Annotated in this window: 24 protein-coding genes, 1 other RNA gene, 1 pseudogene and 1 riboswitch; of the genes and pseudogenes, 5 read left to right on the top strand and 21 right to left on the bottom strand. The window is 47.9% G+C overall.

All coding sequences use genetic code 11. From position 1 onward, the window contains the following. Window positions 1-145: 145 nt before the first annotated feature. The gene (locus BCOA_RS32775) at window positions 146-1,060 is read right to left on the bottom strand and encodes a S66 peptidase family protein (protein WP_014098224.1); all 915 of its coding nucleotides are present in this window, start codon (window positions 1,058-1,060) and stop codon (window positions 146-148) included. Further along, entirely contained in the window at window positions 1,057-2,544 is a 1,488-nt protein-coding gene (dacB, locus tag BCOA_RS32770) for a D-alanyl-D-alanine carboxypeptidase/D-alanyl-D-alanine endopeptidase (RefSeq protein WP_014098223.1), read from the bottom strand. The genes BCOA_RS32775 and dacB overlap by 4 nt, the downstream gene beginning before the upstream one ends. Window positions 2,545-2,734: 190 nt before the next feature. Here dacB and BCOA_RS32765 point away from each other — a divergent pair, with 190 nt between their 5' ends. Further along, on the top strand, window positions 2,735-3,319 hold the full coding sequence (locus tag BCOA_RS32765; RefSeq protein ID WP_014098222.1) for a lysophospholipid acyltransferase family protein: 585 nt from the start codon (window positions 2,735-2,737) through the stop codon (window positions 3,317-3,319). A gap of 231 nt (window positions 3,320-3,550) precedes the next feature. Further along, on the top strand, window positions 3,551-4,003 hold the full coding sequence (locus tag BCOA_RS32760; protein WP_014098221.1) for a DUF2621 domain-containing protein: 453 nt from the start codon (window positions 3,551-3,553) through the stop codon (window positions 4,001-4,003). Window positions 4,004-4,042: 39 nt separating this feature from the next. Here BCOA_RS32760 and BCOA_RS32755 read toward each other — a convergent pair whose 3' ends face one another. From BCOA_RS32755 to yneA, 9 genes are all read right to left on the bottom strand, one after another. Continuing rightward, window positions 4,043-4,522, bottom strand: a complete 480-nt coding sequence (locus BCOA_RS32755) for a CcdC family protein (RefSeq protein ID WP_014098220.1) — start codon at window positions 4,520-4,522, stop codon at window positions 4,043-4,045. 141 nt (window positions 4,523-4,663) lie between these two features. Next, a complete protein-coding gene (locus BCOA_RS32750; RefSeq protein ID WP_013859444.1) occupies window positions 4,664-5,023 on the bottom strand; it encodes a response regulator in 360 nt (119 codons plus the stop codon). A gap of 46 nt (window positions 5,024-5,069) precedes the next feature. Beyond that, entirely contained in the window at window positions 5,070-5,777 is a 708-nt protein-coding gene (locus BCOA_RS32745) for a cytochrome c biogenesis CcdA family protein (protein ID WP_014098219.1), read from the bottom strand. A 200-nt stretch (window positions 5,778-5,977) separates the two neighbouring features. Further along, a complete protein-coding gene (locus BCOA_RS32740) occupies window positions 5,978-6,196 on the bottom strand; it encodes a YneF family protein (protein WP_013859446.1) in 219 nt (72 codons plus the stop codon). A gap of 67 nt (window positions 6,197-6,263) precedes the next feature. Then, on the bottom strand, window positions 6,264-6,701 hold the full coding sequence (sirA, locus tag BCOA_RS32735; RefSeq protein ID WP_014098218.1) for a sporulation inhibitor of replication protein SirA: 438 nt from the start codon (window positions 6,699-6,701) through the stop codon (window positions 6,264-6,266). Between the two features lie 286 nt (window positions 6,702-6,987). Then, entirely contained in the window at window positions 6,988-8,994 is a 2,007-nt protein-coding gene (gene tkt / locus BCOA_RS32730) for a transketolase (protein ID WP_014098217.1), read from the bottom strand. Window positions 8,995-9,112: 118 nt separating this feature from the next. Further along, entirely contained in the window at window positions 9,113-9,346 is a 234-nt protein-coding gene (locus tag BCOA_RS32725; protein ID WP_014098216.1) for a DUF896 domain-containing protein, read from the bottom strand. A gap of 90 nt (window positions 9,347-9,436) precedes the next feature. Further along, window positions 9,437-10,090 (bottom strand): YneB family resolvase-like protein, encoded by a 654-nt coding sequence (locus BCOA_RS32720; protein ID WP_014098215.1) that lies wholly within the window; start codon window positions 10,088-10,090, stop codon window positions 9,437-9,439. Continuing rightward, on the bottom strand, window positions 10,087-10,425 hold the full coding sequence (gene yneA, locus BCOA_RS32715; protein ID WP_014098214.1) for a cell division suppressor protein YneA: 339 nt from the start codon (window positions 10,423-10,425) through the stop codon (window positions 10,087-10,089). The genes BCOA_RS32720 and yneA overlap by 4 nt, the downstream gene beginning before the upstream one ends. 206 nt (window positions 10,426-10,631) lie before the next feature. On the opposite strand from yneA, the gene lexA reads away from it, so the two are divergent. Further along, window positions 10,632-11,252: a transcriptional repressor LexA gene (gene lexA / locus BCOA_RS32710; protein WP_014098213.1), complete on the top strand. Its 621-nt coding sequence runs from the start codon at window positions 10,632-10,634 to the stop codon at window positions 11,250-11,252. A 218-nt stretch (window positions 11,253-11,470) separates the two neighbouring features. On the opposite strand, the gene glnA is transcribed toward lexA, so the two are convergent. The 3 genes from glnA to BCOA_RS32695 all read right to left on the bottom strand — a co-directional run bounded on the left by glnA (window position 11,471) and on the right by BCOA_RS32695 (window position 16,959). Next, entirely contained in the window at window positions 11,471-12,808 is a 1,338-nt protein-coding gene (glnA, locus tag BCOA_RS32705; RefSeq protein WP_014098212.1) for a type I glutamate--ammonia ligase, read from the bottom strand. Window positions 12,809-12,877: 69 nt separating this feature from the next. Beyond that, window positions 12,878-13,267: a MerR family transcriptional regulator gene (locus tag BCOA_RS32700; protein WP_014098211.1), complete on the bottom strand. Its 390-nt coding sequence runs from the start codon at window positions 13,265-13,267 to the stop codon at window positions 12,878-12,880. Window positions 13,268-13,359: 92 nt separating this feature from the next. Beyond that, window positions 13,360-16,959, bottom strand: coding sequence for a dynamin family protein (locus BCOA_RS32695; RefSeq protein ID WP_014098210.1), 3,600 nt, complete (start codon window positions 16,957-16,959; stop codon window positions 13,360-13,362). Window positions 16,960-17,124: 165 nt separating this feature from the next. Between BCOA_RS32695 and BCOA_RS32690 the strand changes: the two genes are divergently transcribed. Further along, the gene (locus tag BCOA_RS32690) at window positions 17,125-17,328 is read left to right on the top strand and encodes a hypothetical protein (protein ID WP_014098209.1); all 204 of its coding nucleotides are present in this window, start codon (window positions 17,125-17,127) and stop codon (window positions 17,326-17,328) included. Between the two features lie 124 nt (window positions 17,329-17,452). Further along, window positions 17,453-18,291: pseudogene (locus BCOA_RS32685) on the top strand (SPFH domain-containing protein). 46 nt (window positions 18,292-18,337) lie between these two features. Here the strand turns inward: BCOA_RS32685 and BCOA_RS32680 are convergent. The 7 genes from BCOA_RS32680 to BCOA_RS32655 form a co-directional block, all read right to left on the bottom strand. Then, window positions 18,338-19,651 (bottom strand): nucleobase:cation symporter-2 family protein, encoded by a 1,314-nt coding sequence (locus BCOA_RS32680; RefSeq protein WP_014098207.1) that lies wholly within the window; start codon window positions 19,649-19,651, stop codon window positions 18,338-18,340. Beyond that, window positions 19,648-20,235, bottom strand: coding sequence for a xanthine phosphoribosyltransferase (locus BCOA_RS32675; RefSeq protein WP_014098206.1), 588 nt, complete (start codon window positions 20,233-20,235; stop codon window positions 19,648-19,650). The genes BCOA_RS32680 and BCOA_RS32675 overlap by 4 nt, the downstream gene beginning before the upstream one ends. A gap of 152 nt (window positions 20,236-20,387) precedes the next feature. Next, a riboswitch (purine riboswitch) is annotated at window positions 20,388-20,489 on the bottom strand. Window positions 20,490-20,781: 292 nt separating this feature from the next. Beyond that, a complete protein-coding gene (locus BCOA_RS32670) occupies window positions 20,782-22,302 on the bottom strand; it encodes a carboxypeptidase M32 (protein ID WP_014098205.1) in 1,521 nt (506 codons plus the stop codon). A gap of 81 nt (window positions 22,303-22,383) precedes the next feature. After that, a complete protein-coding gene (locus tag BCOA_RS32665) occupies window positions 22,384-23,529 on the bottom strand; it encodes a THUMP domain-containing class I SAM-dependent RNA methyltransferase (protein ID WP_014098204.1) in 1,146 nt (381 codons plus the stop codon). 154 nt (window positions 23,530-23,683) lie between these two features. Next, window positions 23,684-24,075: RNase P RNA component class B (gene rnpB, locus BCOA_RS34890), an RNA gene on the bottom strand. A 183-nt stretch (window positions 24,076-24,258) separates the two neighbouring features. Beyond that, a complete protein-coding gene (gene gpsB / locus BCOA_RS32660) occupies window positions 24,259-24,561 on the bottom strand; it encodes a cell division regulator GpsB (protein ID WP_013859462.1) in 303 nt (100 codons plus the stop codon). An 80-nt stretch (window positions 24,562-24,641) separates the two neighbouring features. Next, window positions 24,642-25,193: a DUF1273 domain-containing protein gene (locus tag BCOA_RS32655; RefSeq protein ID WP_014098203.1), complete on the bottom strand. Its 552-nt coding sequence runs from the start codon at window positions 25,191-25,193 to the stop codon at window positions 24,642-24,644. Window positions 25,194-25,240: the final 47 nt, after the last annotated feature.

Below are 25,240 nucleotides of genomic sequence, written 5' to 3'. Positions count from 1 at the left end.
GCATCCGCCTGCAAGCGGGAAAACAGGCGCCAATTTAAACGGCCGGATGTGCGTCTGCATTGTAAACCCCTTGCTAGGCCAGCCTGCTTCCGGACATACCGTACGGGCAATAAGTATGCGGTTATGATGAGAACGATATGCAAGCTTATTCAACGACAATGGTTTCGCAAAAATGCAGGCGTTGGCCTACCGTATCCAGTGTGACCGGGATGCCGAGCGGAAGCGCCAGATTCGGGGTACCGTGCCCGGACTGTATGCCGGCAAGCACCGGCTTACCGCTCCCGTAAAAAAACTTTTTCAGGACATCCTGTGCCGTAAACCCATCCGCGTATGCTTCCGGCTCACAGTCCGTCCATTGCCCGAGCACAAACCCGGAGGCGTCATCCAGTTTTCCGGAAAGCTGAAGCTGGGTCAGCATCCGGTCGATCGCATATGGCTCTTCATGCACTTCTTCAAGAAAAAGAATTTTTCCGCTTGTATCGATTTCAAACGGCGTTCCCATCAGTGCGCAGATTAATGACAGATTCCCGCCTGTAAGCGGCGCTGTCATGACCCCTTCACCCCACGCTTCCCCCGTGTAACTGCCGGTAGGAACACCGGTTGACGCCAGCTTGAGCAATGATTGTACCGAAAGCGCATCGTCTGTGATAAATTCGACAGCCGCCATCGGGCCATGGATCGTGGCGAGGCCGCATTTTTGCTGGAAAACGATGTGTAGTGCTGTAATATCGCTGTAACCGATAAATAATTTCGGATTCTCCCGGATCCATTCAACGTCGAGATACGGTAAAATTTGCGGTGTCCCGTACCCGCCGCGCAAACAAAGAATTGCCCGCACGTCATCGTCTGCAAACATCGCATGCAGATCGGCTGCCCGTTCAAGCGGCGTACCGGCCATATACCCACCGTATACTTTCTCCGCATTTTCTCGCACTTTTACCCGGAAACCGAGCCGCCGCAATTTCGCAACAGCAGTTTGAAGCCTTTCGATTGAGACCGGGCTTGCAGGCGCGACCAGCCCGATCGTATCTCCCGCCTGTAATCGTTTCCCTTTTCTCATCCTTCTCCCCCCTGGTTGATGAATTGCAGTACAATTTGCTCTTCCGCTTGATGTACTGCTTCTTCATCCAGTACATTATTGATCAAAATGGAAAAAATCAGCTTTTCCCCGGATGTTGCCTGCATATAGCCGGAAAGTGTGCTGACGCCTGTAATCGACCCAGTTTTGGCAAACACCTGTCCTCGAGCAGCCGTCCCCTTAAACCGGTTTCTGAGGGTTCCGCCTTCCAACCTGTTTTCAGCCCCCGCAACAGGCAGCGCATCGAAAAAGCACGGAAACCAGTCTTTTTCCTGTATCCGGTATAAAAGCGCCGTCAAATCATTTGCCCGGACCAAATCGGCGTGAGATATGCCCGAACCATCACGGAGCATCATCTGGTCAGGGTCCATGCCAAAGTTACCTGCAACGCTGCGAATGACTTCAAGCCCTTTTTCCCAGCTTCCTTCCCCTTTTTCCGTTTTCCCCATTTCTTTTACAAGCATTTCGGCGATGGTATTATTGCTGAATTTTAAAAACGGCACCATGATGCTTGATAAAGGCGGCGATTGCGAAAAGAGAACCGGAACTGCTGCATCCTTCACCCTGCCCGTTTTGATTGTGCCTTGAACGGTGATCCCGTTTTCCTCTAACGTTTTTTTGAAAACAGACAGCACCCATTTCGCCGGGTCCCAGACCGCTTTCCATTGCCGGACTGCGGCGGAATCGGCTGTAATCGTCCCGCTTGCCGTAAACGTATTCCCGCCATGTGCCCGGCTGATGACGATATCGTCCTCCTGCTGCTCACCGTCTCGCACGGTTCGGACATGGTTGACCAGTTTAACCATCCCGCTTTCCGGAACCATTTTGATTCGCGCTTTCATGCCGGGTTTTTTTGCCGGAACAACTTCAAAAATGGCCGTCCCTGCATCATAATCCCGGTTAGGCGATAAAGTTAAAGCCGAAATTTGTGCGCCGTAATATTCCTGTTCATCGCTCCATGGCAAGTCAAGTGAATACCGGGTATCATCATAGCGCGAATCATCCCCGACCAGGTCCCCCTGAATACGCCGGATTCCCTGCTTCTTTAATTCAGCCGCCCAGTCCGCTAAATCGGATTTCAATAAAGCAGGATCTCCTCCCCCTTGTATGTATATATCACCGTAAAGCGTACCGTTTTGGATCGCGCCTGTCCGGTACACGCCCGTTTTAAAACGGGTATTTTTCCCGAGCGTTTCAAGCGCGGCGGCTGCGGTCAGCAGTTTCATATTGGATGCAGGGCGCAGCAGCGTATTGCCATTTTGTTCGTAGAGCAGTTTCCCGCTATCAGCCGAACGGACGCTGATCGCAACGATCCCGCCTTTTAAAGGGGCGGCCTCAAGAATACCGGCAATCTTTGCGTCTGTTTCTTTTTTCCCGCAGCCTTCCCTGTCCCCTGCTGCATAAGGCCCAGTTCCCTGAATAAATAGAAATGCCATCGTCCATATCACGACCCATCTTTTATGCAATCCGTTTCCCTCCGTATGAAATTCTGCCTTGCTTTATCATATTCCTTCTTTATTTTAATCTTTCCGTAAACGCTGTTTTGGCTGCTATCTTCTTTTTTCCAATGATTCATTTCGCGTTTTTAAATATTTTTTTCCAAATTAGTAGAACAAGCATGCCTGTATAGTATAAAATGCTTGTGGGGGTGTAATCATGTACCGGTTTGGCTATTATGTTGTTGCCGGCATTTTTTGGCTGCTTGGCGGCAAAATCAAAAAAGAAAACAAAGAGAAAATCCCTGCGGCTCCGTTTGTGGTCGTTTGTACCCACCAAACATGGCTGGATATTATTTACCTGGCGATTGCCATCTGGCCTGTCCAAATTCATTATATGGCGAAACAGGAACTTTTCTCTAAAAAATGGTCAAAATGGCTATTCACGAAGTTGCACGCTTTTCCCGTCAATCGTGAAAATCCGGGCCCGAGCTCGATTAAAATTCCAATGAAACTTTTAAAAGAAGGGAAGGTCGTCGGCATTTTCCCTTCCGGAACACGCAAAAGCGAACATGTTTCTTTAAAACGCGGTGCCGTGACGATTGCTTTAAAAGCAAATGTGCCGCTTGTCCCGGCCATTTACGAAGGGCCGAAAACGTTCAAAGAAGTCCTCGCGAGAAAGCCGAAACGCGTGCGCTTTGGCGACCCGATCAGGCTGGCAGACGAAAAAAAAGGAACAAAAGAAGAAATTGAAAAAACGATTGTTCTGCTGCAAGACACTTTTGAAGCGCTGAAAAAACAGTAAAAATGCTTTCTGCTTGCCCGAAGCAGATGAAAAAGCACAAAAGAAATCAAAAAAACGGCGAGGCACCGCATTCAAAGTGCCTCACCGTTTTTTTCATGGACAAATAAAGATAAAACATCCCTTTTTCTCTGTCCCCTGCCGGCCGGCAAAAGGGTTTTTCCTTTTTTAATTGAAAAAACAGTCCATCTTTTCTTATAATAAAAGCGAGTACTTGCCAAGGAGGAGAGCGTCATGCTGAGTGGATGGTTTTCTGCCTTTATTTTAATATGGATCCTCTGTCTCGTTTTTCTCTTTTCAGTTGGCGGCTATTTTATGTTCCGGAAATTTTTGAAAAGGCTTCCGAAAGAAGACGGAAAATCAATACTTGACCGGCAGGAGGAGACAATCCTTAAAACGCGGCACCTCTGGACGCCGGAGTACAGGGAACTGCTTGAAGAACTGGTAAGCCCTGTCCCGGAATTGTTCCGCGATGTGGCCAGGAAAAAGATCGCAGCAAAAATCGGGGATGTGGCGCTTTCCAAAAATACAAAAAAAATGACACTGGACAATATCATTCAGGGCTATATTCTCGCTACGCCGAAACGCGACCATAAATTCCTCCGAAAAAAATTGAAGCAGCTGAACATCGACGACAGCCGATATGAGCAATTGTTTGCGCAGGAAAAAACAAAATCGGCCCAATAAATGAAAAAACATCATTCGGCAAAAGCGAATGATGTTTTTTCAAGCACGGACCCCTTCATCCAGTTCCTGCATGAGCCGCCTGTACTGAATATACATGGCGACGCGCCACGGCAGAATCATGCCGAATGCGAGCAGAAAAAACATGCCGCTCAGCTGCCCGATTTGAATCGAAGAACTAAGCACCACCTTCATCAGCAACCGGATGAGAAGAAGCCCGATCAAAATAAACGGAAAAGCTTTCGATCGTTTTAAATATACGTTTCCGTCACGGACTTCGAAACGGGAAGTTTTAATTAAAAATATGGAAAAGAACATTCCGACCACAAATGCTTCCAATACTTCGGCAGGTGTCACACGAAAATACGGGACGACAAACATCAATGCCCCGGTACTCATAAAGACCGGCGGCAACAATATTTTTTTTGTGGAAACGGGCTTGTTCTGCCCTTTTAAACGGACAAAAATGACCAAAGACCCCATCAAAATCGCAACAATGAACGAGATGATAATGCCTTCCATGTCTCAACCCTCTTTAGTAACAGATTTTTAACAAAAGAAATGTAGATACGATAAATATATGTTTCCTATGGTAATATTCAACCATAAAAGCGGGGTTGATGTCCAGCCGGAATGCCTGCCTCCCTTTTTTTGTGGCGCCTGTCAGTTCAAAACGCGTTCAACCGCTTCTAAAACACGCGTTTCATCAAAAGGCTTGACGATAAAATCCTTTGCGCCGGATTCAATTGCTTCGACGACCAGTTTTTGCTGGCCAAGCGCGGAGCAAATAATAATTTTTGCGTCCGGGAATTCGCGCACGATCTTTTTTACCGCTTCAATGCCGGTCATCTCCGGCATAGTAATGTCCATCGTCACAACATCCGGCCTGACTTCACGGTATAATTCAATCGCCCGCTGCCCGTTCTCCGCTTCGCCTACAACGGTATGGCCGCCGTTTTCCAGCATTTTCGCCAAAGTCATCCTCATAAATTTTGCATCATCCACAATTAACACATTTGCCATCGATCGAATTTCTCCTCCTCATTGATCCGTTAAAATGCAACCCGGATTAAAATCCCTGGAATCCCCCGAACAGTGCACTCATATAACCGGAAATGACAGGCATCCAGTCAAAAAAGAGCAGGATTCCGGCGACTATCATCACAACACCGCTCCATTTTAAAAGTTTTACGCTGTATTTTTGCATCCACCCCAACCGTCCGATAAAAAAAGCAAGGACAAAAAAAGGTATGGAAAAGCCAAGTACATATGCAGCCATATAGACCGACGCAGAAGCCGGATGGGCCACTGCCATTGCCAATACCGAGGCAAGAATCGGCCCGGTGCAGGGCGTCCAGCCGGCAGCAAACACTAGCCCGACGAGAAAAGAACCCAAAAATCCCGCCGGCTGCTTTTTTATATCGATTCGGTACACCTTCATAAAGATCCCCGGATGAAAAATGCCCGCTGCAAGCAGCCCAAAAAAAATGAGCGCGACTGCACCGAGCTGCCGGATGACATCCTGGTAACGGATAAAAAAACTCCCGATCCAGGAAGCACCAAACCCCAATGCAATAAAAACAGTGGAAAATCCCGCGAGAAACCAAACGGTATGCAGGATACTTTTCCACTCCCGCATGCCGCCCCCGCTTTTTAACCGGCTGACAGAAGCGCCTGTTATATAAGAAACAAAAGCAGGATAAAGCGGCAGGCAGCAAGGCGATATAAAGCTCATGAAACCTGCCCCGAAAGACAGCCATACAGTTACATCAGCCATCGGTTCACTCCCCATCCCGGCTCATTTTCATTTTAACATAAACTGATTGAAAGAGAAAAAACATCGTAAAAAGCATAAAAATGGAACATGAAATCAAAAACCACCTTTTCTGTGCAGAAAATTGGCAGAAAAAGTGGTTTACAGAATCGTGAGAAGCTTAACAATGGTGATGGATATACCACAAAAGCCGGTCGCCCAGCTTAAGATTTCATTTGTTTGTTCATGGCATTCATCATTTGATTGATTTTCTTTTGAGACGGCTTCATACCCATTTGCATCATCATCATTCTCAGCATTTGTTCATTAATCGGCGGATTTTTCTTCAGGTAATTCATCATATATTTACGGGCGATGAAAAACCCGATTGCTGCGCCTGCCAAAAGAGCAATTAGGGCTACAAGAACGAACACCCAAATCATAATATACCTCCTTCACTCACATACAGTGTACTAAATCCATTTGAATTATACAATACTTGTTTTCTTCTCACACGAATTTTCTTTCTTTAACCGGTTTTATCCAGCCGAATCGTTTATGGTCATAATCGATTGCAAGCAAATCTCCTTTAAAGTTCCTCAGAATTTCAAAAACGGCGGTTTCTGTATCATAACTCCCGTATACGTTCAGCTGGAGCATTCTTTCTTCTATGGTCACTTCCAGCACCTGCCCCTCTTTCTTTGAAAGAAGTTGGCAAGCGCCTGTTTTCGTCATGTTGCTGGTGTCAGAAAATAACGGCTGCAAGACATGATGGACAGACAAGAGCGGAATCGGCTTTGTAATATAATGGATCTGTCTGCTGAGGACATTTTTCAAACTTCCGGAAACGTGCGCATACTGGTGAAAAAGATTAAAAAACATTCGTTCCCTGCCGTAATAATATTGTGCAAACTCCTCTTTTATCAGATAGATAGAATAGGACCGCATATGATCTCACTCCCGCAACTTTGTTACCTTCACTATAATGGACGGGCCTCAAAAAAGTTGTCGTTTGTTGTAACAAAATTTAAAAAATGAATTTGAAACATTTGATTGCATGTACAGACAAGAAAATAAGCGTAAATACATCAACGCGCTGCCGATTATGCGGTAGCATCCAAGGGAAAAGCCATTCAGCTCAGCCCCCGCACTTTTAGTCCCCCTTTTCTTATACCCTTCCTGCATAAAAAATGAGCCTGCTTTCGCGAATACCGCAAAAGCAGGCCCGGAACGATTACATGCCCAATAATTTTTTTACACGTGCCACAACATTTTCAACGGTAAATCCGTATTTTTCCATAACGGTTTTACCGTTTCCGCTGGCGCCAAACGTATTAACCGACAAAATATCGCCTTCATCCCCGGTATACCTTTCCCAGCCGAATGGTGAAGCCATTTCAATGGCAAGGCGTTTTTTCACCTGTGCCGGCAATACGGATTCTTTGTATGCTTTGCTTTGCTGTTCAAAACGGTCCCATGACGGCATGCTGACAACAGCAGCATCAATCTTTTGTTCCGCCAATTGCTGTTGCGCGAGCACAGCCAGATGGACTTCCGACCCGCTGGCAAGAAGGAGAACGTCAGCCGTTTCTTTTTGTGCAGGGGACACGACATAGGCACCTTTTGAAACGCCTTCCAACGCTTTTTCAGACGTCCCTTTCAAGGTTGGCAGCCCTTGGCGCGTCAAAACAAGCGCTGTCGGATGGTTTTCAGATGACAGAGCAAGGCGCCAGGCAGCCGCCGTTTCATTGCCGTCCGCGGGGCGGATGACCGACAAGCCCGGCATCGCTCTTAAAGAAGGAAGCTGTTCAACCGGTTCATGTGTCGGACCGTCTTCCCCGACAGCGATACTGTCATGCGTAAAGACGTACGTTACCGGAAGGCCCATAAGAGCAGCTAGGCGGATGGCAGGACGCAAATAATCCGAGAAAACAAAGAACGTGCCGCCGTATACATGGACACCACCATGAAGCGCCATACCGTTCATGGCTGCGCCCATCGCAAATTCGCGGACACCGAACCAAATATTGCGCCCTTCATAGGCATCCGGCATATAGTCCTTGTCTTCTTTCAGCCGCGTATTGTTGGATCCGGCAAGGTCTGCAGATCCCCCGAACAAAGACGGCAAATGTTTGGAGACGGCATTTAGCACTTCCCCGCTTGCCGCACGGCTGGCAAGGGTTTTGCCTTCTTCATAGACCGGAATGTCCTTGTCCCATCCATCCGGCAGCCCGCCTTTTATCGCCTGTTTTAGTTCAGCCGCAAGCTGCGGGTATTGTTTTTCATAGGCCTCAAACAGGGACGCCCACTCCTGTTCCTTTTTCACGCCATTTTCCACAACCAATTCACGGAACCGTGCGTAAACTTCATCCGGAACATAGAAGTCTTCTTCAAATGTCCATTTATACGCTTCTTTCGTTAGTTTCAGTTCATCTTCTCCGAGCGGGGCGCCGTGGGCAGCCGATTTCCCGGATTTGTTTGGAGAACCGTAACCGATGATCGTTTTCACTTCAATGAGTGTCGGCCGACTTGTATCCGCCTTTGCTTCCTCGATCGCTTTTGCGACCTGTGCCATATCATTCCCGTCTTCAACCCGCAAATACTGCCAGCCGTATGCTTTAAACCGGTCGGCAACACTTTCGGAAAAGGCCTTATTTAAGTCGCCGTCAAGGGAAATGTCATTGGAATCGTACAATACAATGAGACGTCCCAATTTTAAGTGTCCCGCCAATGAAGCAGCTTCGGCAGATACGCCTTCCATTAAGTCGCCATCTCCGCATAAAGCATATGTATAATGGTCAATGACAGGGAAATTTTCTTTATTGTATACAGCCGCCAGATGCCGTTCTGCCATCGCCATTCCGACTGACATGGCAATCCCCTGCCCGAGCGGACCGGTCGTTGCTTCCACGCCTTCCGTATGCCCGTATTCCGGATGACCCGGGGTTTTGCTGCCATATTGCCGGAAATTTTTAATATCATCCATGCTTAATGCATAACCGGATAAATGGAGCAGGCTATAGAGCAGCATGGAACCATGCCCTGCGGATAATACGAAACGGTCCCGGTTAAACCAGTGCGGGTTTTCCGGATTATGGTTCAAATATCTTGTCCAGAGGGTGTATGCCATTGGTGCAGCCCCCATCGGAAGCCCCGGATGACCGGATTTTGCTTTTTCGATGGCGTCAATGGACAATGTTCGGATTGTTGTGACTGCCAGTTCGTCCGTTTTATCAAACATCTGTTAACATCCTTTCTTCATGGGTTACAACTCTATATTAAGGCAAGTGAAACCCATAACACAACTCTTTTACCATTTTGTATGGATTTTGTAAGAAAAAAGCAGGATGGTTTCCTTTTTAGTGCAGCTTTCTTTTTGTTTGAATTTGCTTAATTTTTTCCGGGGTAACGTCCTGGCCAGCCGGGTCAAGCACACGGACATTTTCAATCGTTTTTCTGAATGAAGAGCGGAACGCCTGCAAATACTCGCTTCGCAATTTTGACTGTTCCTTTGCTTCTTCACTTGTCAGGGCGCCGGTTTTCGCTTTTTTCGCCAATTCGTTAATCCTTGCCATTTTTTCTTTTGAAAGCATATTTTCTCTCCTTTTATCCGTAATTGATGCCATCTTACTAAAATATGGACCCGCCTGCAACGAAAGCGCACCCGTGAAACGGTTTTGATACTATTTATCATGCCCCGTTTCCTCCATATATTCCCTGTAACGCCGGTGGACGGTTGCTTTTGAAACTTGGTAGCCGAAACCGCGCATAGTCGCAGCAATTTCTTGAAAAGTCAAGCCGTTATCCCGCAGGCGGATAATTTCTTCAACCGGCACTTCCTTTCGCTCCCTGCCGTCCGGATTCCGCTTCCCTTTTAAATTTTTTTCCGGACGGTAGCCGTTTTTGACTGCACGCTCCATTCCCCTTTTAATTTTTAAGTTATGCAGCTTTCGCTGATACTCTTCAACCATGCTGACAATTTTCAGCACCATTGAATCAGATTCCGAAAGCTCCAATTCTCCGTTTTGCGCATAACAATATACTTTAATCCCTTTTTTATATAAAAAATGAAGCAATGCAATTTTTGCATTTCCTCTTCCGATCCGTGTTTCATCCTGCACCAGTACGGCGTCAATCTTTTCATTTTCAATCGTATCAAGAAGATCAAGGATGCCGGGCCTGTCCAGGTCATAGCCGCTTGCCCGGTCACAGATCACCCCGGCCACTTGAAAACCGTGGGAATCCGAAAGCTTCTCCAGCTCTTCCCGCTGCCTCGCCAAGGAAGTTTCCTGGCTTTCTTTTTCCGTGCTTACTCTGCAATATAAAACAACTTTCATTTTTTCGTCTCCCGTTGTGATTTCATCGCAAGTTCCCTATTATCATCGCTGAATTCATTTTTTTCTATTGGAATGACAATTTTTTCGCCGGCTTTGATCATGTTGCCGTCAATATCATTATGACGCTCAACCCAGCTGATAAATGCTTCCCTCGACATTTTGCCCTTTTCCGCATACTGCCCGGCGATGTTCCAAAGCGTATCGCCCTCTGTGACGCTGATTTTGATATAGTGTGGGGATGGATCCCGCAGACTTCCAATCATGAAAAATCCGAAAACAAGCGTAAGCCCTGCTAAAATCATAACATAGTTATACTTTTTCCATAATCGTGACATCTCCATCTTCCTCCCGCGAATATTCGTTCGTCCAATCACCAGTTCTATTATAAAACGAACGCCTGTTTTTCGTCAACATTTTTTCGAACTTACGTTTGTTTTATCTGCTGCAATGTGATATAATAATAGCAAATAATGGCATTCCTCCCGTAAACGTCCCCATACGCAGCGCGGGTGCCAAACAAAACTGTGACGAGGTGAATAGAATGGCAAAACTATCAAAACGGCAACAGGCGATACTTGATTTCATCAAGCATGAAGTAAAAACAAAAGGTTATCCCCCTTCCGTGCGGGAAATCGGCCAGGCAGTCGGACTTGCTTCCAGTTCAACTGTCCATGGCCATCTCGCAAGGCTTGAAAGCAAGGGGTTGATCAGGCGCGACCCTACAAAGCCGAGAGCGATTGAAATTTTGGACCATGATGAAGAAATACCGGCCCAAAATGTTGTCAATGTGCCTGTTGTCGGAAAAGTAACAGCAGGCATACCGATTACCGCTGTAGAAAATATTGAAGAGTATTTTCCGCTTCCGGAACATCTTGTCCCGTCTGACGAGTCCGTCTACATGCTGGAAATTGAAGGGGACAGCATGGTGGATGCCGGGATTTTAAACGGCGATTATGTGATTGTCCGCTCCCAGCAGACGGCAAACAACGGAGATATCGTGGTCGCTATGACAGATGAAAATGAAGCGACAGTAAAAAGATTTTTCAAGGAAAAAGACTACTTCCGGCTGCAACCTGAAAACCAGACAATGGAACCGATCATATTGAAAAACGTCACCATTCTCGGCGTTGTCATCGGGCTGTACAGGCAAATGGTGCACTGATCAAAAAGAAGCAGTTTCGGCTGCTTCTTTTTTAATAGAGCATATGCGAGTTTGATGGCAAAAATGCCTGTGACACTTGAGGATTTCTGGGCTTCCAATCTATTTTCGAAGGAAAAATCGGGGCAATTAATGGGCATTTTGTTTTTCTGGGCGTTCGACGCAAAAATGCCCGATAAACAAAAACCCCTCAAAGCCTTACGCTTCAAGGGGTTTCTTGCTTAATACATTTCGATATACTGGTCGCGTTCCCATTGGTGGACTTGTGTGCGGAACATATCCCATTCAATTTCCTTAGCTTCAAGGAAGTGTTCGAGAATGTGATCGCCAAGGGCGTCTACCATTACATCATCCGATTTTAAGTTTTCCAGCGCCTGCAGCAGTGTGCCCGGGAGGTCGACAATGCCGGCTTCTTCTCTTTCTTCTTTCGTCATGACATAGATGTTGCGGTCGACCGGTTCCGGCGCCTGCAATTTGTTCGCGATGCCGTCAAGCCCTGCTTTTAACAGGACGGCGAGCGCGAGATACGGATTGGCAGACGGGTCAACGCTGCGCACCTCAACGCGCGTGCTTAAACCGCGGGAAGCCGGAATCCGCATGAGCGGGCTGCGGTTGCGAGCGGACCAGGCAACATAACAAGGCGCTTCATAACCCGGCACAAGCCGTTTATAGGAGTTCACCGTCGGATTCGTGACAGCCGTAAAGTTCGAAGCATGCTTCATAATGCCGGCAATGAACTGGTATGCCGTATCGCTCAGCTGCAGTTCTGCATCGTTCGGGTCATAGAATGCATTTTCTTTTCCTTTAAAAAGCGAAAGATTGGTGTGCATCCCGGAACCGTTCACGCCAAACAACGGTTTCGGCATAAACGTCGCATGCAGGCCATGTTTGCGTGCAATCGTCTTGACCACCAGTTTAAAGGTCTGGATATTGTCGCATGCCCTGACTGCATCCGCATATTTAAAATCAATTTCGTGCTGGCCGGGTGCAACTTCATGGTGGGACGCTTCAATTTCAAAGCCCATTTCCTCGAGTTCCAATACGATGTCGCGCCGGCAGTTTTCGCCAAGGTCCGTCGGCGCCAGGTCAAAATAGCCGCCGTTGTCGTTCAGCTCCAGTGTCGGTTCATTTTTTTCATTCAGCTTGAAGAGGAAGAATTCCGGTTCAGGCCCAAGATTAAAACTCGTGAAGCCAAGTTCTTCCATTTCTTTCAATACCCGTTTCAAATTATTCCGCGGATCACCTTCAAACGGGGTGCCGTCCGGATTATAAATATCGCAAATCAGACGGGCGACTTTCCCTTTCTCAGCGGTCCACGGGAAAATGACCCATGTATCATAGTCCGGATACAGATACATATCCGATTCTTCAATCCGGACAAACCCTTCAATCGAAGAGCCGTCGAACATGATTTTATTGTCGAGCGCTTTTTCAAGCTGGCTGAGCGGGATTTCCACGTTTTTAATCGTCCCCAAAATATCCGTGAACTGCAAGCGGATGAATTTCACATTTTGTTCTTCGGCATTCTTCAAAATATCTTCACGTGTAAACTTAGGCATGAACAGTATTCCTCCCTTTAGGCAATAAAAAGTATATATCTAAGCTATAAAACTAGCTTTTCAACAATGTTAATGGAAAAACCGGGGCGCATCGGACAACCGCTGGCTCGGTCTTTGAAAACGGCCGGCCTGCAGCAGTTCCTGGCGAAGCCGTTTGCGGATTTCTTCATCCGTTACATGATTTTTGACGAGTACCGGCCCGGTTCCGCGGCGGTCGTTCATCAATAAGATTTTTTTGATGCCTGCAATATTGATCCCCTGATCCAGCAAATCTTTAATATCAAGAAGCCGGTCGACATCATTTAAAGAATAAAGGCGGCGATTGCCTTCCGTTCTTGCCGGTGTAATCAGCTCGTGTTCTTCATAATAGCGGATCTGCCGGGCCGATAAATCTGTTAGCTTCATAACGGTTCCGATCGGCAAAAGCGGCATCGAACGGCGGATTTCTTTTCGACCCATGTTATACGCTCCTTTTCTTTATATTTTTACTATATTCCATGTGAGTTTTTTTGTCAACAAAATGTTATATTTTCTCACATCATTTTTTATCCTCAGGAAGGCAAAACGAGTTTTTCGCGGATTTCCATCCATTCTGCCACGTTCACACTTTCTTCAAGGGCTTCAAGACGGGCATCGAACTGTTCGGCAATATCGAGTAAAGCTTCCGATTGCATTTTCGCAAACTCTTCCTCCAGCCATGAGCGGAACGAACCGGCAAGCTTTTCTCCTTGCACGTCAAGATACTGCTGCGCAAGCGGTTCAAACATCGCCTGCAGTTCTTCCTGCATGCCGGCTTTTCCCCCTTTTTCAAAAAAAGTGCGCGCATTTTTAAAATGGCGGAATGCCTTTTCAAACGGTTCCAAATCCGTTTCCGAAAAGGCCGCAGGAAAATCAGGCGTAGCGTGTGCGCCCGCTTCAAACGTGCTGACAGACAAATCAGGAAGCAAACGTTTCATCTCCCTGTTCCATTCCGCGCTTTGCAATGTGAATAATTTCCGGCAATGGGCTTCAAGCCTTACATTTGTCGCCCGCATCTCCTGCGCAAAATCATAGCCAACGAGTTCTGCAAGCTCTTGAAGGGCGCCCGGCAAATCTTTCGCTGCCTTCACCGTTGCCGGATTAAAAGCTTCCTTGAAAAAGTCGGCGAAGCGGTAGAAAACGCGCTGTTTTACGTAATAGAGCAGCTCCTTCTGCTCCTGCATGAAGCTGTCCGTGAAAAACGCCGGCTTTGTATTTTTCAAAATGGCTTCTGCCTCTTCCCGCCGTTTCCGGAGAAGTTCCCGTTTCGCTTTCTTTGTTTCAATCGATTCATTGGCATCGCGGATCACGGCATCCACCATGGCAAGGCCGCGTTCCAGCTCGTTTTGTGCAGACTGAAGCACCATATTCAGCAAATCATGGTCGAGAAATTGGCGGAAGCCCGCTTCAAATTCGGCCATTTTCGCTTCCTCCCGCCTGCCTGAAAGCGCAAGCAGGCTTGATACACCATAAAGGCGCGGATTGCGGATGCCGAAATGGAGCAGTTGACCCCTGACATAGTCCATCACTTCTTTATATTCTTCGCCGGACGAGGCAAGATCAATCGCATTGACAATAAAAAACATCTTATCCAGTTCAAATGCTTCTTTTACCCGCCCGAGCTGGATGAGAAATTCCCTGTCTGCGCGCGCGAAGGCATGGTTGTAGTATGTGACGAAGAAAACCGCATCCGAGTCTTTAATATATTCAAATGCTACGCCGGTATGCCGGGCATTGATCGAGTCGGCTCCGGGCGTATCGACAAGCGTAATGCCAAGTCTTGTGAACGGGCAATCATAAAACAAATCAATGGATTCAACAAAACAAGACTGGGTTTCATCGGCAACAAACCGGCGGAACGCTTCCATTCCGACATTCAAGTTCTGTCCGTCCCGCCCGTTAAAATCAGGGAAGCCTTTCGCAAAGGCACGCAAAAAAGATAAATGGACTTTTTCGTTTGCTTTGCCCGTTTCTTTTGCTTGTAAAGTTTCAATTTTTTCAAGCGCTTCTCCGAACGAACGGCAACTATGCCCGAAAACAGCGAGCGACTTGTTTACATCTTCCAGCATCTGCGCCTCCGTTTTCAGCTTTACGGCTGCTGTTTTATGCGGATGTGCCGCATCAGGCGGGCAGATCCTGCAAATGGCCGCTGTGGTGGGATTCGGTGAAACCGGCAGTACTTTTTCGCCGGCAAGCGCGTTTGCAAAAGACGATTTTCCCGCGCTGAACGCGCCGAACAGCGCAACGGTATAGCGGCGGTTTTTCAGGCGCCTGCTTTTGGTTCTGAGCGTTTCGGTATACCGCCCGAAACCGTGCTGGTGCTTAAGCAGCGTAATCGCCTGCTCTATTTTGGCAAGCACGGTTTCAGGCGGCAATGTGCCGGCTTGTTTTTCTGTCGGGCCCGGGCTTTCTAAAGCCTTGCCGGTTTCTTCAGGCTGTTTTGCATCCTTTTCCCCGCGATACACCCGGTAATGCGCCTTTTCACCCGCCCATTCTTTCTCTATTTCAGCCAGCAGCTGTTCCGGATGTGCGGCAGGCGCTTTCAATTCAGTCCGTTTTTCGGCAAGCTGCCTTTCTATTTTTTCGAGATTCCTGTAAGCCTCTGCCAGTTCTTTTGCCTGCACGGCCTTTTTCCGAACCATTTTAAGCTGTTCATCCGTTTCCAAGGCAGCCTGTTTCAGGACGAGCGCTTTCCAATCGTTCCAAGCCTCACGGGCGGCTCGTTTGATTTCATCCGAGACATTTTCGCAATAATGGAGGATATAGTCGCCTGTCAGCCGTGCACCCTCTTTTACCTGGGCGGCGAGCATTGCTTCGCTGAAATCTGCTTTAAGCATGCCGGCCTGTTGTTCCAGCATTTGCGCGCCAGCAAGATGCAGCGGTTTTAAAGCTTCTTGCGCCAGCGGGCGGAGATGCCAGTCGATTTGTGCTTCGGTATTGGCTTCGAGGGCGGCATAGAAATCATGGAGCCGCTGTTTTCTTGCTTCTTCGGTTTTTTTCTTCTTTGCAAAAAAACCGCCGGCATGGAAATCTTTTTGCATGCTTTCAAGATACGCCTTTGCTTTCTCTCTCGTTTCAAACGGCATTAAATAGGCGCCGTCCAGAAGCGTTTGAAGCTTTTGCCGCGTATCCTCATCCCAATTTTCAATGCGGGTAAGAAGCGCCCGTTCTTTTTCAAGCCACTCTTGTTCCGCTTCGTACGCTTCCGTTTTCCCGGTGCCCGAATATTTTGCAAGCACTTCCTCATATGCTGCTTTTTGCGGTGCGTACTGCGCTTCAAGCCAGTCGTCATGCTCTTTTTCCAAGACGCTTAAGGATGCTTCAACAGACCGTTCCAGTCGGGCGGATTTTTCGGAAACGGCGTGGTCAATGAGCGCTTTCAGCCGGCCAAATTCATTATCGGGATGATCCGGGTCTTTTAAAGAGGTGTAAAAAATGCCGCCCGGCTGGACATGCCAGGATGCAAATGCATTTTCAACCCCCCGCCGGAATGCGGAAAACGGCAGCTCTTCGCTCTGGTGCTTGTCAATCTGGTTAATAATTAAATAAAGTTCAAGCCCGTGATCGAGCAGTTCTTTTGTAAAGGTAAAATTGAGTTCCGACTGGACATGGTTGTAATCCATCACATAAAAGACAAGATCCGCCATATAAATAGCCGATTCCGTGGCAATCCGGTGCGCATCGTCGGTTGAATCGACACCCGGCGTATCCATCACCGTCAATCCCGCCGGCAAATCGGAATCGGGCTTAGTGATTTCAATTTCCTGGACATGCCCTTTTTTGCAATAATTTTTGACAACTTCAAAATCATACGGCGCGTGAAAAATCAAAGGGGCTTCCCCTTTTTCATAAACGATGGCACAGTCTTCCGTCCCCTTTTCAATTTTGACAAGATTGGCGCTCGTCGGAATCGGGCTTGACGGAAGAACACGGCTGCCTAAAAGCGCGTTAATCATGGTGGACTTGCCGGCTGAAAAATGCCCGCAAAACGCGATATGAAAGTCTTCGCGGCGGACTTTTTTCAGCAGGTTTTTCGCTTTTTCCACCCTTTGTTCATCCCCGTTTTGCCGGAAATGTTCAATTAAGCTTAAAATCCGTGTTGTGTTTTTGCTTTTTTCCTGTAGTTTGGCCATCACTTTACTCCCCATTGTGTGTTGATAGCTCTATTTTAACGAATTTTTCATCGTATTCATACTATATTAGACTCATTTTTTCCCTTGCCTGGGCGAATGCCGCGGGCCGCGGATAATTTTCCGGAAAAAAACCTATAATATGGCTGTATCAGGAGGTGACCGCAGATGGGATTATTTCGTTCCCTTTCTGCCTGGCAGTCCGCAAGACGTGAAAAATACATATCCACGATGCAGGAACAAAACAAATGTCCGGATTGCGGCGGGCGCGGTTTTATCATGCCGGCCGCATACGAATACGCTTATCCGTTTGACTGTTCCGGATGCAACGGAACGGGCTCCTTTCAGGAATGGCAGTCAAACCGGCAGTAGCCGCCACACTTCGGCGGCTTTTTGTTTTGTTAAAATAGTACGGGATTTTCCCCGCCTCAGCGTGACGGCAATATGCCGGCATGTTATGATGAAGTGAAGAGAAATTAAAAGAGGTGGGGATAAGATGTCCGAAAAGAAAGCCTGGCACATAAACGGTTTTCTCGGGATTTTAGCGATTGTCGTTTTCGCGCTTCTAGGTTTGTTTTTCCTTTTTGCCGTCAATTTTTTTGCCGGTATTGTCCTGCTTGCCATAAGCGTCCTGCTTGTCTCGGGAATTTGTGTCATCCAACCGAATCAGGCGCTGGTTGTCACTTTTTTCGGCCGCTATGTAGGCGCGATCCGGGAAAGCGGCTTTTACGTAACGATCCCGCTCAGTGTAAGGCGGCGCGTTTCGTTGCGGGTAAGGAATTTTAACAGCGCCAAATTAAAAGTGAATGACGTGGACGGAAATCCGATTGAAATTGCGGCAGTCATCGTGTTCCGTGTAGTGGATGCTGCAAAAGCCGTGTTTAATGTGGAGGACTACGAGGAATTTGTTGAGATTCAAAGCGAAACGGCGCTCCGCCATGTTGCCACAAAATACCCTTATGACAGCGCGGAGGAAGAAGGAATTTCACTGCGCGGAAACGGGGAGGAAGTCTCCAAACATTTAAAAGAGGAACTCCAGCCGCGCCTTGACGTTGCCGGCGTGGAAATTATGGAAGCGCGCCTCACGCACCTTGCCTACTCTACAGAAATTGCCAGCGTCATGCTGCAGCGCCAGCAAGCTTCCGCCATTCTTGCCGCCCGGAAAAAAATCGTGGAAGGGGCAGTCGGCATGCCCAGATGGCGATTGCGCAACTGGAAAAAGACGGCTTTGAACTGGACGAAGAGCGGAAAATGGTGATGATCAACAATCTGATGGTTTCGATTGTATCCGACCGGGCCGCACAGCCGGTCATCAATACCGGCGATTTAAATTAACCCGAAAAAAGCTGAACCGGATTCCGGTTCAGCTTTTTTCATGCTGTCAGGATGCCTGTGTCCCGACTTTTTTCACCTTTGCTTTTGCCGCTTGTTTATTCGGAAGGATATGGAAAAAAAGATTCAGCACAATCGCCGTCACACTGCCTGCGACAATCCCACTTTGCGTAAGGAGCTGGATATTCGATGGCAAACCTTTGAAAATATCCGGTACCACCGTGACGCCAAGGCCAATCCCGATTGAACAGGCAATGATAAACAAGTTTTCGTTATTGGCGAAATCGACTTTGCTTAGCATTTTGATGCCTGACGCAATGACCATCCCGAACATCGCAATCATCGCCCCGCCGAGTACGGAAGATGGAATAATCGTCGTTAGGGCGCCTAATTTCGGAATCAGCCCAAAAAGGAGCAAAAAGGAGCCGACAAGTACCATCACGTTTTTCGATTTCACGCCCGAAAGCTGGATGAGGCCGACGTTTTGAGAAAAAGCGGTGTACGGGAAAGCATTAAATAATCCGCCAAGCATGACGGCAAGACCTTCAGCCCGATAACCCCTCGCAAGGTCATCTTCATGGAGCGGCTGTTTGGTGATCCCGCTTAAAGCGAAGTAAACACCGGAAGACTCCACAAGACTGACGAGCGCCACAAGGATCATCGTGATACAAGCGCTCCACTCAAAAGTCGGCATGCCGAAATAAAACGGCTGCACGATATGCACCCATGAGGCTTCCGCAACCGGGGCAAAGCTGACCTTTCCGAACAATGCAGCCGCGACGGTGCCGATTGCCAGCCCGATTAAAATCGAGATCGAACGGATAAACCCTTTTGCAAACCGCTGCAAAAGGACAATAATGAGCAAAGTGCCGAATGAAAGAGCAATATTGGTCAGGGAGCCGAAATCTTTGCTTCCGTCTCCGCCCGCCATATCTTTCATGGCAACCGGAATAAGCGTCACGCCGATAATCGTGACAACCGACCCAGTTACAACTGGCGGGAAAAAGCGGGCCAGCTTGCTGAAAAATTTGCTGATCAAAATGACAAACAGCCCTGATACGAGAATGGCGCCGTACACAGCTGAAACGCCGTACTGCTTGCCGATTGCGATCATCGGCCCAACAGCGGTAAAGGTGCAGCCGAGCACAATCGGAAGCCCGATGCCGAAAAACCGGTTTTTCCAGATTTGCAGCAGTGTCGCAAGGCCTGACATGAAAATATCAACGGAAACAAGATACGTCAGCTGCCTGCTGTTCATCCCCAGGGAACTGCCGGTAATAATCGGCACAATGACAGCACCCGCATACATCGCCAAAACGTGCTGGATCGCCAGTACGGTCATTTTCGTTTTTTCCGGTTTCATTTGGCATGCGCCTCCTCTTGAAATGTGACCGTACCGTTTTCAAGCGACCGGATGGATGCGAGCGACTCCACGCGGATGCCCCGGTCGCGCAGCCTTTTTCCGCCCGGCTGGAATGCTTTTTCAATCACAATGCCGATGCCGCAAAGTTCAGCCCCCGCCTGGTCTATTATATCGATCAGCCCTTCTGCTGCCTGGCCGTTTGCGAGAAAATCATCGACGATAAGCACCCGGTCAGCTTGATTTAAAAAAGCGCGCGAAACGGAAATGATATGGTTTGTTTGTTTTGTAAATGAATGAACGGAAGCTTCATATACGTCCGCGTCCTGCGTGAACGGTTTTCTTTTCCGGGCAAAAACCATCGGAACGTTTAATTCAAGTGCTGTCATTAATGCGGGCGAAATACCAGAAGATTCGAGCGTCAAAATTTTGGTTACACCATCCTGCTTAAACAGCCCGGCAAATGTTTCCCCGATCTGTTTCATAAGGACAGGATCGACCTGATGATTTAAAAAAGCGTCCACTTTCAGCACCTCGTCCGAAAGCACGATGCCATCTTTTCTAATTTTTTCTTGTAAAGCTTTCAATGTTTTTCCTCCTCTTTGCCTTCGCTGCATTGATCTTGATTGAAACATGCGGCCTTCAGAAAAAAAGCCCAAAGGCCGCTGCACCCACAAAAAATGGAGTAAGCAACGCCTTTGAGCTTTTTCATGTGCAAAAAGGAAAAGGAACATCCACAACGTTCCCATTGCCCACCCATAGTCAGGCCGTTTACGGCAGCCTGGTAGAAACTTGCGGGCCATATTCCCGCGATTATATGAGTGAATGCGTTCAGTTTTTATAATAAAAGTATAAGGGTATCTTTCCGGCATGTAAAGACGAAATTTCCGAACGGCGGATTTTCCGTCTTTCTTTTTGTTCGCGTTTGGCAAAATGCAGGCAACATCCGCCGAAAATTTTACAGAAAAGTCGGCGGGCAACATGGATAGAAAAACCGGAATATCCACCGTTTTTTCCATCGTTACAATTGCCTGTGTTAGGCTACGCACACCGGATCTGCAGCATACGCAGGTTTCCGGTTTTCTTTCTGAAACCGGCGGCTGCCGCACTGTTTGTTAGCCGAAAGTTCTATCTTAATCTTTGATCCGGTATACATCGGTATATTTTTCGGTTAAGTAATCAATCAAGTATTTCGGGTTGAGCGCTTCACCAGTGGCATCGCGCAAAATATCGGCAGGTTTTTTCAATTTGCCGAACCGGTGAACATGCGCCGTGAGCCATTCTCGGACCGGCTCCAGATTGCCCGATTCCACAAGCTTGTCAAAATCTGGAAGCGATTTTAACATCGCATGTTTGAACTGGGCGGCGTACATCAGGCCGAGCGCATAAGACGGAAAATAGCCGAAATCCCCGCCGGCCCAATGCACATCCTGGAGGACGCCTTCCCCGTCATGTGCCGGCCGGATGCCAAGATAGTCCTCATATTTCGCATTCCAGATTTCCGGGAGGTCCCCGATTTCGATTTCATCATTGAGGAGCGCTTTTTCAATTTCATACCGCACCATAATATGAAGCGGATACGTCAGCATATCGGCTTCAATCCGGATCAGGGATGGTTTCGCCTCGTTCACTGCACGGTAAAATGCTTCAAGCGGCACGTCATCAAACTGCCCGGATGCAAACTGTTTCAAAAGCGGATAATTTTTCTTCCAGAACGGAAAAGAACGGCCGATGATGTTTTCAAAAAACAGGGATTGTGATTCGTGTATCCCCATTGACGCGCCTTCTGCAAGCGGCGTACCCGACAGATCTTTTGAAATATGCTGCTCATACAAAGCGTGCCCGCCTTCATGCATGACACCGAACACATCGACGCGCCAGTCGTTTTCATTATAACGTGTCGTAATCCGCACATCCCCCTGGTTGATGCCGGTTGCAAACGGATGCACCGTTTCATCCAGCCGTCCCGCCTCAAAGTCAAAGCCCATTTGCTTTAGAATTTCAAGCGTAAACGCTTTTTGCTTTTCTTTCGGGAACGGGTGAAAAAGAAATGCCGTATCCGGTTTTTCTTCCGACATACTGATTTTCTGGACAAGCGGCACAATCGCATCCTTCACTTGTTTGAACACACGGTCGAGCACATCGACCGTCATGCCCGGTTCATACAGATCGAGCAGGGGATTATACGGATGGCCTTCATACCCCCAGTAGCGGACAAATTTCTTTTTGAATGCCACGATTTGTTCGAGATAAGGCTTGAACAAGGAGAAGTCTGCTTTTTCCTTTGCTTCTTCCCAAACATTTTCCGCTTTCGAGACGAGCACCGTATAAGCCTGGTATTCGTCAGGCGGGATTTTTTTGCTGCGTTCGTATGTTTTCCGGCATTCTTCCAATGTACCGGCTGTCCGTTCCGGCAATTGCTGCTTGTGCGGCAAAAGCTTCTCCAAAAATTCGGCCATTTCTTTTGAAGTTTGCATGTCAAAGACTTCACCCGATAAAATGCCGATCACTTCCGCGCGCTGCCCGACGCCTTTTTTCGGCGCGCCGGTCCGCAAATCCCAGTATATGAGGGCGAGCGCTTCTTCATAAGCTTTGATTTTTTTGACATATGCCAAAAAGTCCTGCTCCAGTTTTTCAATCGACTCTGTTCCCATCATCATGCCTCCCGTCAAATCACTTGCACGTCCATCTTATCATGTTTCACGCGGCGCACAAACGATAACCATTCGGCTTGCTTAGTTTTCTGTTTTCCGCGGCAGGCGCGGTCCCCAAAACTGGTACAGATCGGTTTTGATCGACCCGTTATAAAGCTTTCTCTTTTTCGTCGCTTTTTTGCCGTATGCGCGTTCAAACTGTTCGTCCGACGTCAAAATATAAACTGACCACGTGTCAAGCTTGGCAAATGCCCGGCCCATCTCCCGGTACATGTTTTCCACTTCCGCCCGTTCACCAATTCTCTCACCGTACGGCGGATTGCCCACAATCGTGCCGTATGCTTCCTGCGCCGTAAAATCGGCCACTTGCATCTGTTTAAACGTGACGATGCCGCCAAGCCCTGCCTCATTGGCGTTTTGCTGTGCGATTTCAACCATCCCGGGGTCGATATCTGAACCGGCTATATCAAGCGGCTGGTCGTACTGGGCGAGATCTTCCGCTTCTTCGCGCGCTTTTTCAAAGACGGTCTCACTCATCCACGGCCATGTTTCACATAAAAAATCGCGGTTAAAACCCGGTGCAATATTTTGCCCGATGAGCGCAGCTTCGATCGGAATCGTGCCGGAGCCGGAAAACGGATCGCGAAACGGCCGGTCCGGGTGCCAGTTTGTCAGCCGGATCAGTGCAGCGGCAAGCGTTTCTTTGATCGGTGCCGGCCCTTGTGCCGCGCGATAGCCGCGTTTATGCAGCCCGGCCCCGCTTGTATCGATCGTAATCGTGGCCACGTCTTTTAATAACGCCACTTCTATTTTAAAAAGCGGGCCGTTTTCTTCAAACCAGCTCGTTCCTTTATAGCGGGACTTTAGCCGTTCAACGATTGCTTTTTTGACGATCCCCTGGCAGTCCGGGACACTGAATAGCTTTGACTTGACCGATTTTCCGGTGACGGGGAACTCGGCATCGCGCGGCAGAAAATCCTCCCAGGGAACCGCTTTTGTCCCTTCAAACAGTTCATCGAAAGTTTCCGCCTTAAATTCAGCGGCTTTGATTTTGACGCGGTCCGCGCACCTCAGCCAAAGATTGGCACGGGCAATCGCCGATTCATCCCCGGCAAATTCGATTTTCCCGTTTTCCACCGTACAGTCGTAGCCGAGTGCGCGCACTTCTTTTGCTACAAGCGCCTCGATCCCCATTGCGCTTGTCGCGATCAATTGAAAGTCAGACATTTTCCCACCATCTCTCGTCTAATATTTCTTATTGTATGGCATGCCGTACCAAATAACACGTTTTAAAAAATTATGTATAAAAAAGGCCGGGCGCCTGCTGTATATCAAAATACCGCAGCGCCGGCCCGATTCTTCCGATTCAGCCAGAATAACGTTCTGTAAGCCATGTTCTGTGCCTTTGTACTGCAAACGATGTGGCGTCATCTCGTACGAAGGCGGTAATCATCTATCTACAAGCAATACGCTTGTCTCTTTCCTCGTTCATTTCCTCAGAAAGAGTGCCTCTACCATGATTTGAGTTGCTCACTTGCGGGGTTTACCTCGTTCCACCTTTACGGTTTCCCGTAAAGCTTCGTCACTGTGGCACTTTCAAGGGTACTCCGCCATGCCGTTAAAGGTTTAGGCGTTTTCCCTGCCGTCAGCCTTGAATCAAGGCTGCCCTGGCTTATGAATTCGCCAGGCACAAACACTACGGGCATCTCAGCACCGTGCGAGCATGGACTTTCCTCAACAGCCGTTTTCAGGCTGCAGCGATTACCCGAACGTTATTCACAACGCTTATCTATTATATAAAAAGAAACCGGGACTTGCAAGCTGTAATTTTTAACGGATGTGTCAATTTCTTCCCCCTGCATTGCCATACCGGGTTCGGGCAAGCGATTGTCTGTTTTTTTATGCCGCTTCCCCGTGCCCTTTTCCACAGAAAAATTTCACACATTTTTTAGCCGGCTATTCATTTAATTTGTTGCCGAAAACATGTTTTTCAAGATTGGACAGCCGTTTTAAAATATCGAAATTCGTTGTCCCGGTCATTTGCTGTACAGGCTGCCGTTTTGCCAGTTCTTCCGCCTGCTTTTTGAGCCGGAGGTTTTCCTGCTGGAGCTCCTCAATCGTCTGATTAAACGTTTCATAATCTTTTATGATCAGATCCAAAAATTTGTCTACTTCTTCCTGCCGGTAGCCTCTGACAGCCGTTTTAAACTCTTTTTCCAAAATGTCTTTCGCCGTCAATTTAATTTGATCCGATAACATGTTTGCACCACCTTACATCTCCCAGACATAATTTCATTTTTTCAAAAACCTTTTTATTTGTCAATTGTACCACAGCTTGCCTAAAAATCTGTCTGTTCTTCTTCTATTATTGCCTGTAAATCGTAAAAGTCAATGATGCGGATGTCATACGGATGCGATTCGCTGAACTTTTTTGCAGCTTCGAACAAGTATTTCGGAGACCCTTCGCGTTCTTCGTCATACACAATCATCAGGCAGTCGCTTTTATGTAAGAAAATCCGGTTTTTATTGCGGAACTGCTGCGGGCTTTCGTACGGCCTTTTCGAGATGGCGGCAACAAAATCGGCCTGGGAAAGCACCATCTCGTAGTATGCTTTTTGTTCGTCTTTCCACTTTTCTTCCTGCCCTTCAAATGGCATTAACACAGCGAGTTTAAGTTCCGGGTATTCCGCTTGTAGATCAAAAACGGTTTCAGCGGCCCAAAGTTCGGTGCCCTGCTGCCCGGAAATGAGGACCCATTCGTACCCTTCATCGAGCAATTCCACTAACCGCCTTCTGATGGCCGTTTGGATATAGCGAATACCCGGGTGGTCCGTCCCGAATATCCCCAGTTCATACGGTTTATAACCTGTAATGGCGACAACTTTTCCCAATGCATTTCGCTCCTCGTTTTTTGTATTCCTAAAAGCAGGACGGCAAG

The organism is Heyndrickxia coagulans 36D1 (assembly GCF_000169195.2).
Taxonomy (GTDB): domain Bacteria; phylum Bacillota; class Bacilli; order Bacillales; family Bacillaceae_C; genus Weizmannia; species Weizmannia faecalis.
The sequence above is the reverse complement of the archived record's forward strand: the minus strand, read 5'-3'. Positions and strand labels throughout refer to the sequence as shown.

Bases quoted from the DNA above. Each gene is read 5' to 3' on its own strand.
- BCOA_RS32700 (WP_014098211.1), bottom strand. From the start codon at position 13,267: ATGGGTCGAAAAGAAATCCGCCGTTCGATGCCGCTTTTGCCGATCGGA.
- BCOA_RS32670 (WP_014098205.1), bottom strand. From the start codon at position 22,302: ATGGGAACAGAGTCGATTGAAAAACTGGAGCAGGACTTTTTGGCATAT.
- BCOA_RS32775 (WP_014098224.1), bottom strand. From the start codon at position 1,060: ATGAGAAAAGGGAAACGATTACAGGCGGGAGATACGATCGGGCTGGTC.
- yneA (WP_014098214.1), bottom strand. From the start codon at position 10,425: ATGTCACGATTATGGAAAAAGTATAACTATGTTATGATTTTAGCAGGG.
- gpsB (WP_013859462.1), bottom strand. From the start codon at position 24,561: ATGTTATCGGATCAAATTAAATTGACGGCGAAAGACATTTTGGAAAAA.
- glnA (WP_014098212.1), bottom strand. From the start codon at position 12,808: ATGCCTAAGTTTACACGTGAAGATATTTTGAAGAATGCCGAAGAACAA.
- BCOA_RS32690 (WP_014098209.1), top strand. From the start codon at position 17,125: ATGGGATTATTTCGTTCCCTTTCTGCCTGGCAGTCCGCAAGACGTGAA.
- tkt (WP_014098217.1), bottom strand. From the start codon at position 8,994: ATGTTTGATAAAACGGACGAACTGGCAGTCACAACAATCCGAACATTG.
- BCOA_RS32765 (WP_014098222.1), top strand. From the start codon at position 2,735: ATGTACCGGTTTGGCTATTATGTTGTTGCCGGCATTTTTTGGCTGCTT.
- sirA (WP_014098218.1), bottom strand. From the start codon at position 6,701: ATGCGGTCCTATTCTATCTATCTGATAAAAGAGGAGTTTGCACAATAT.
- lexA (WP_014098213.1), top strand. From the start codon at position 10,632: ATGGCAAAACTATCAAAACGGCAACAGGCGATACTTGATTTCATCAAG.
- BCOA_RS32745 (WP_014098219.1), bottom strand. From the start codon at position 5,777: ATGGCTGATGTAACTGTATGGCTGTCTTTCGGGGCAGGTTTCATGAGC.
- BCOA_RS32680 (WP_014098207.1), bottom strand. From the start codon at position 19,651: ATGAAACCGGAAAAAACGAAAATGACCGTACTGGCGATCCAGCACGTT.
- BCOA_RS32665 (WP_014098204.1), bottom strand. From the start codon at position 23,529: ATGTCTGACTTTCAATTGATCGCGACAAGCGCAATGGGGATCGAGGCG.
- BCOA_RS32720 (WP_014098215.1), bottom strand. From the start codon at position 10,090: ATGAAAGTTGTTTTATATTGCAGAGTAAGCACGGAAAAAGAAAGCCAG.
- BCOA_RS32760 (WP_014098221.1), top strand. From the start codon at position 3,551: ATGCTGAGTGGATGGTTTTCTGCCTTTATTTTAATATGGATCCTCTGT.
- BCOA_RS32740 (WP_013859446.1), bottom strand. From the start codon at position 6,196: ATGATTTGGGTGTTCGTTCTTGTAGCCCTAATTGCTCTTTTGGCAGGC.
- BCOA_RS32695 (WP_014098210.1), bottom strand. From the start codon at position 16,959: ATGGCCAAACTACAGGAAAAAAGCAAAAACACAACACGGATTTTAAGC.
- BCOA_RS32750 (WP_013859444.1), bottom strand. From the start codon at position 5,023: ATGGCAAATGTGTTAATTGTGGATGATGCAAAATTTATGAGGATGACT.
- BCOA_RS32755 (WP_014098220.1), bottom strand. From the start codon at position 4,522: ATGGAAGGCATTATCATCTCGTTCATTGTTGCGATTTTGATGGGGTCT.
- BCOA_RS32725 (WP_014098216.1), bottom strand. From the start codon at position 9,346: ATGCTTTCAAAAGAAAAAATGGCAAGGATTAACGAATTGGCGAAAAAA.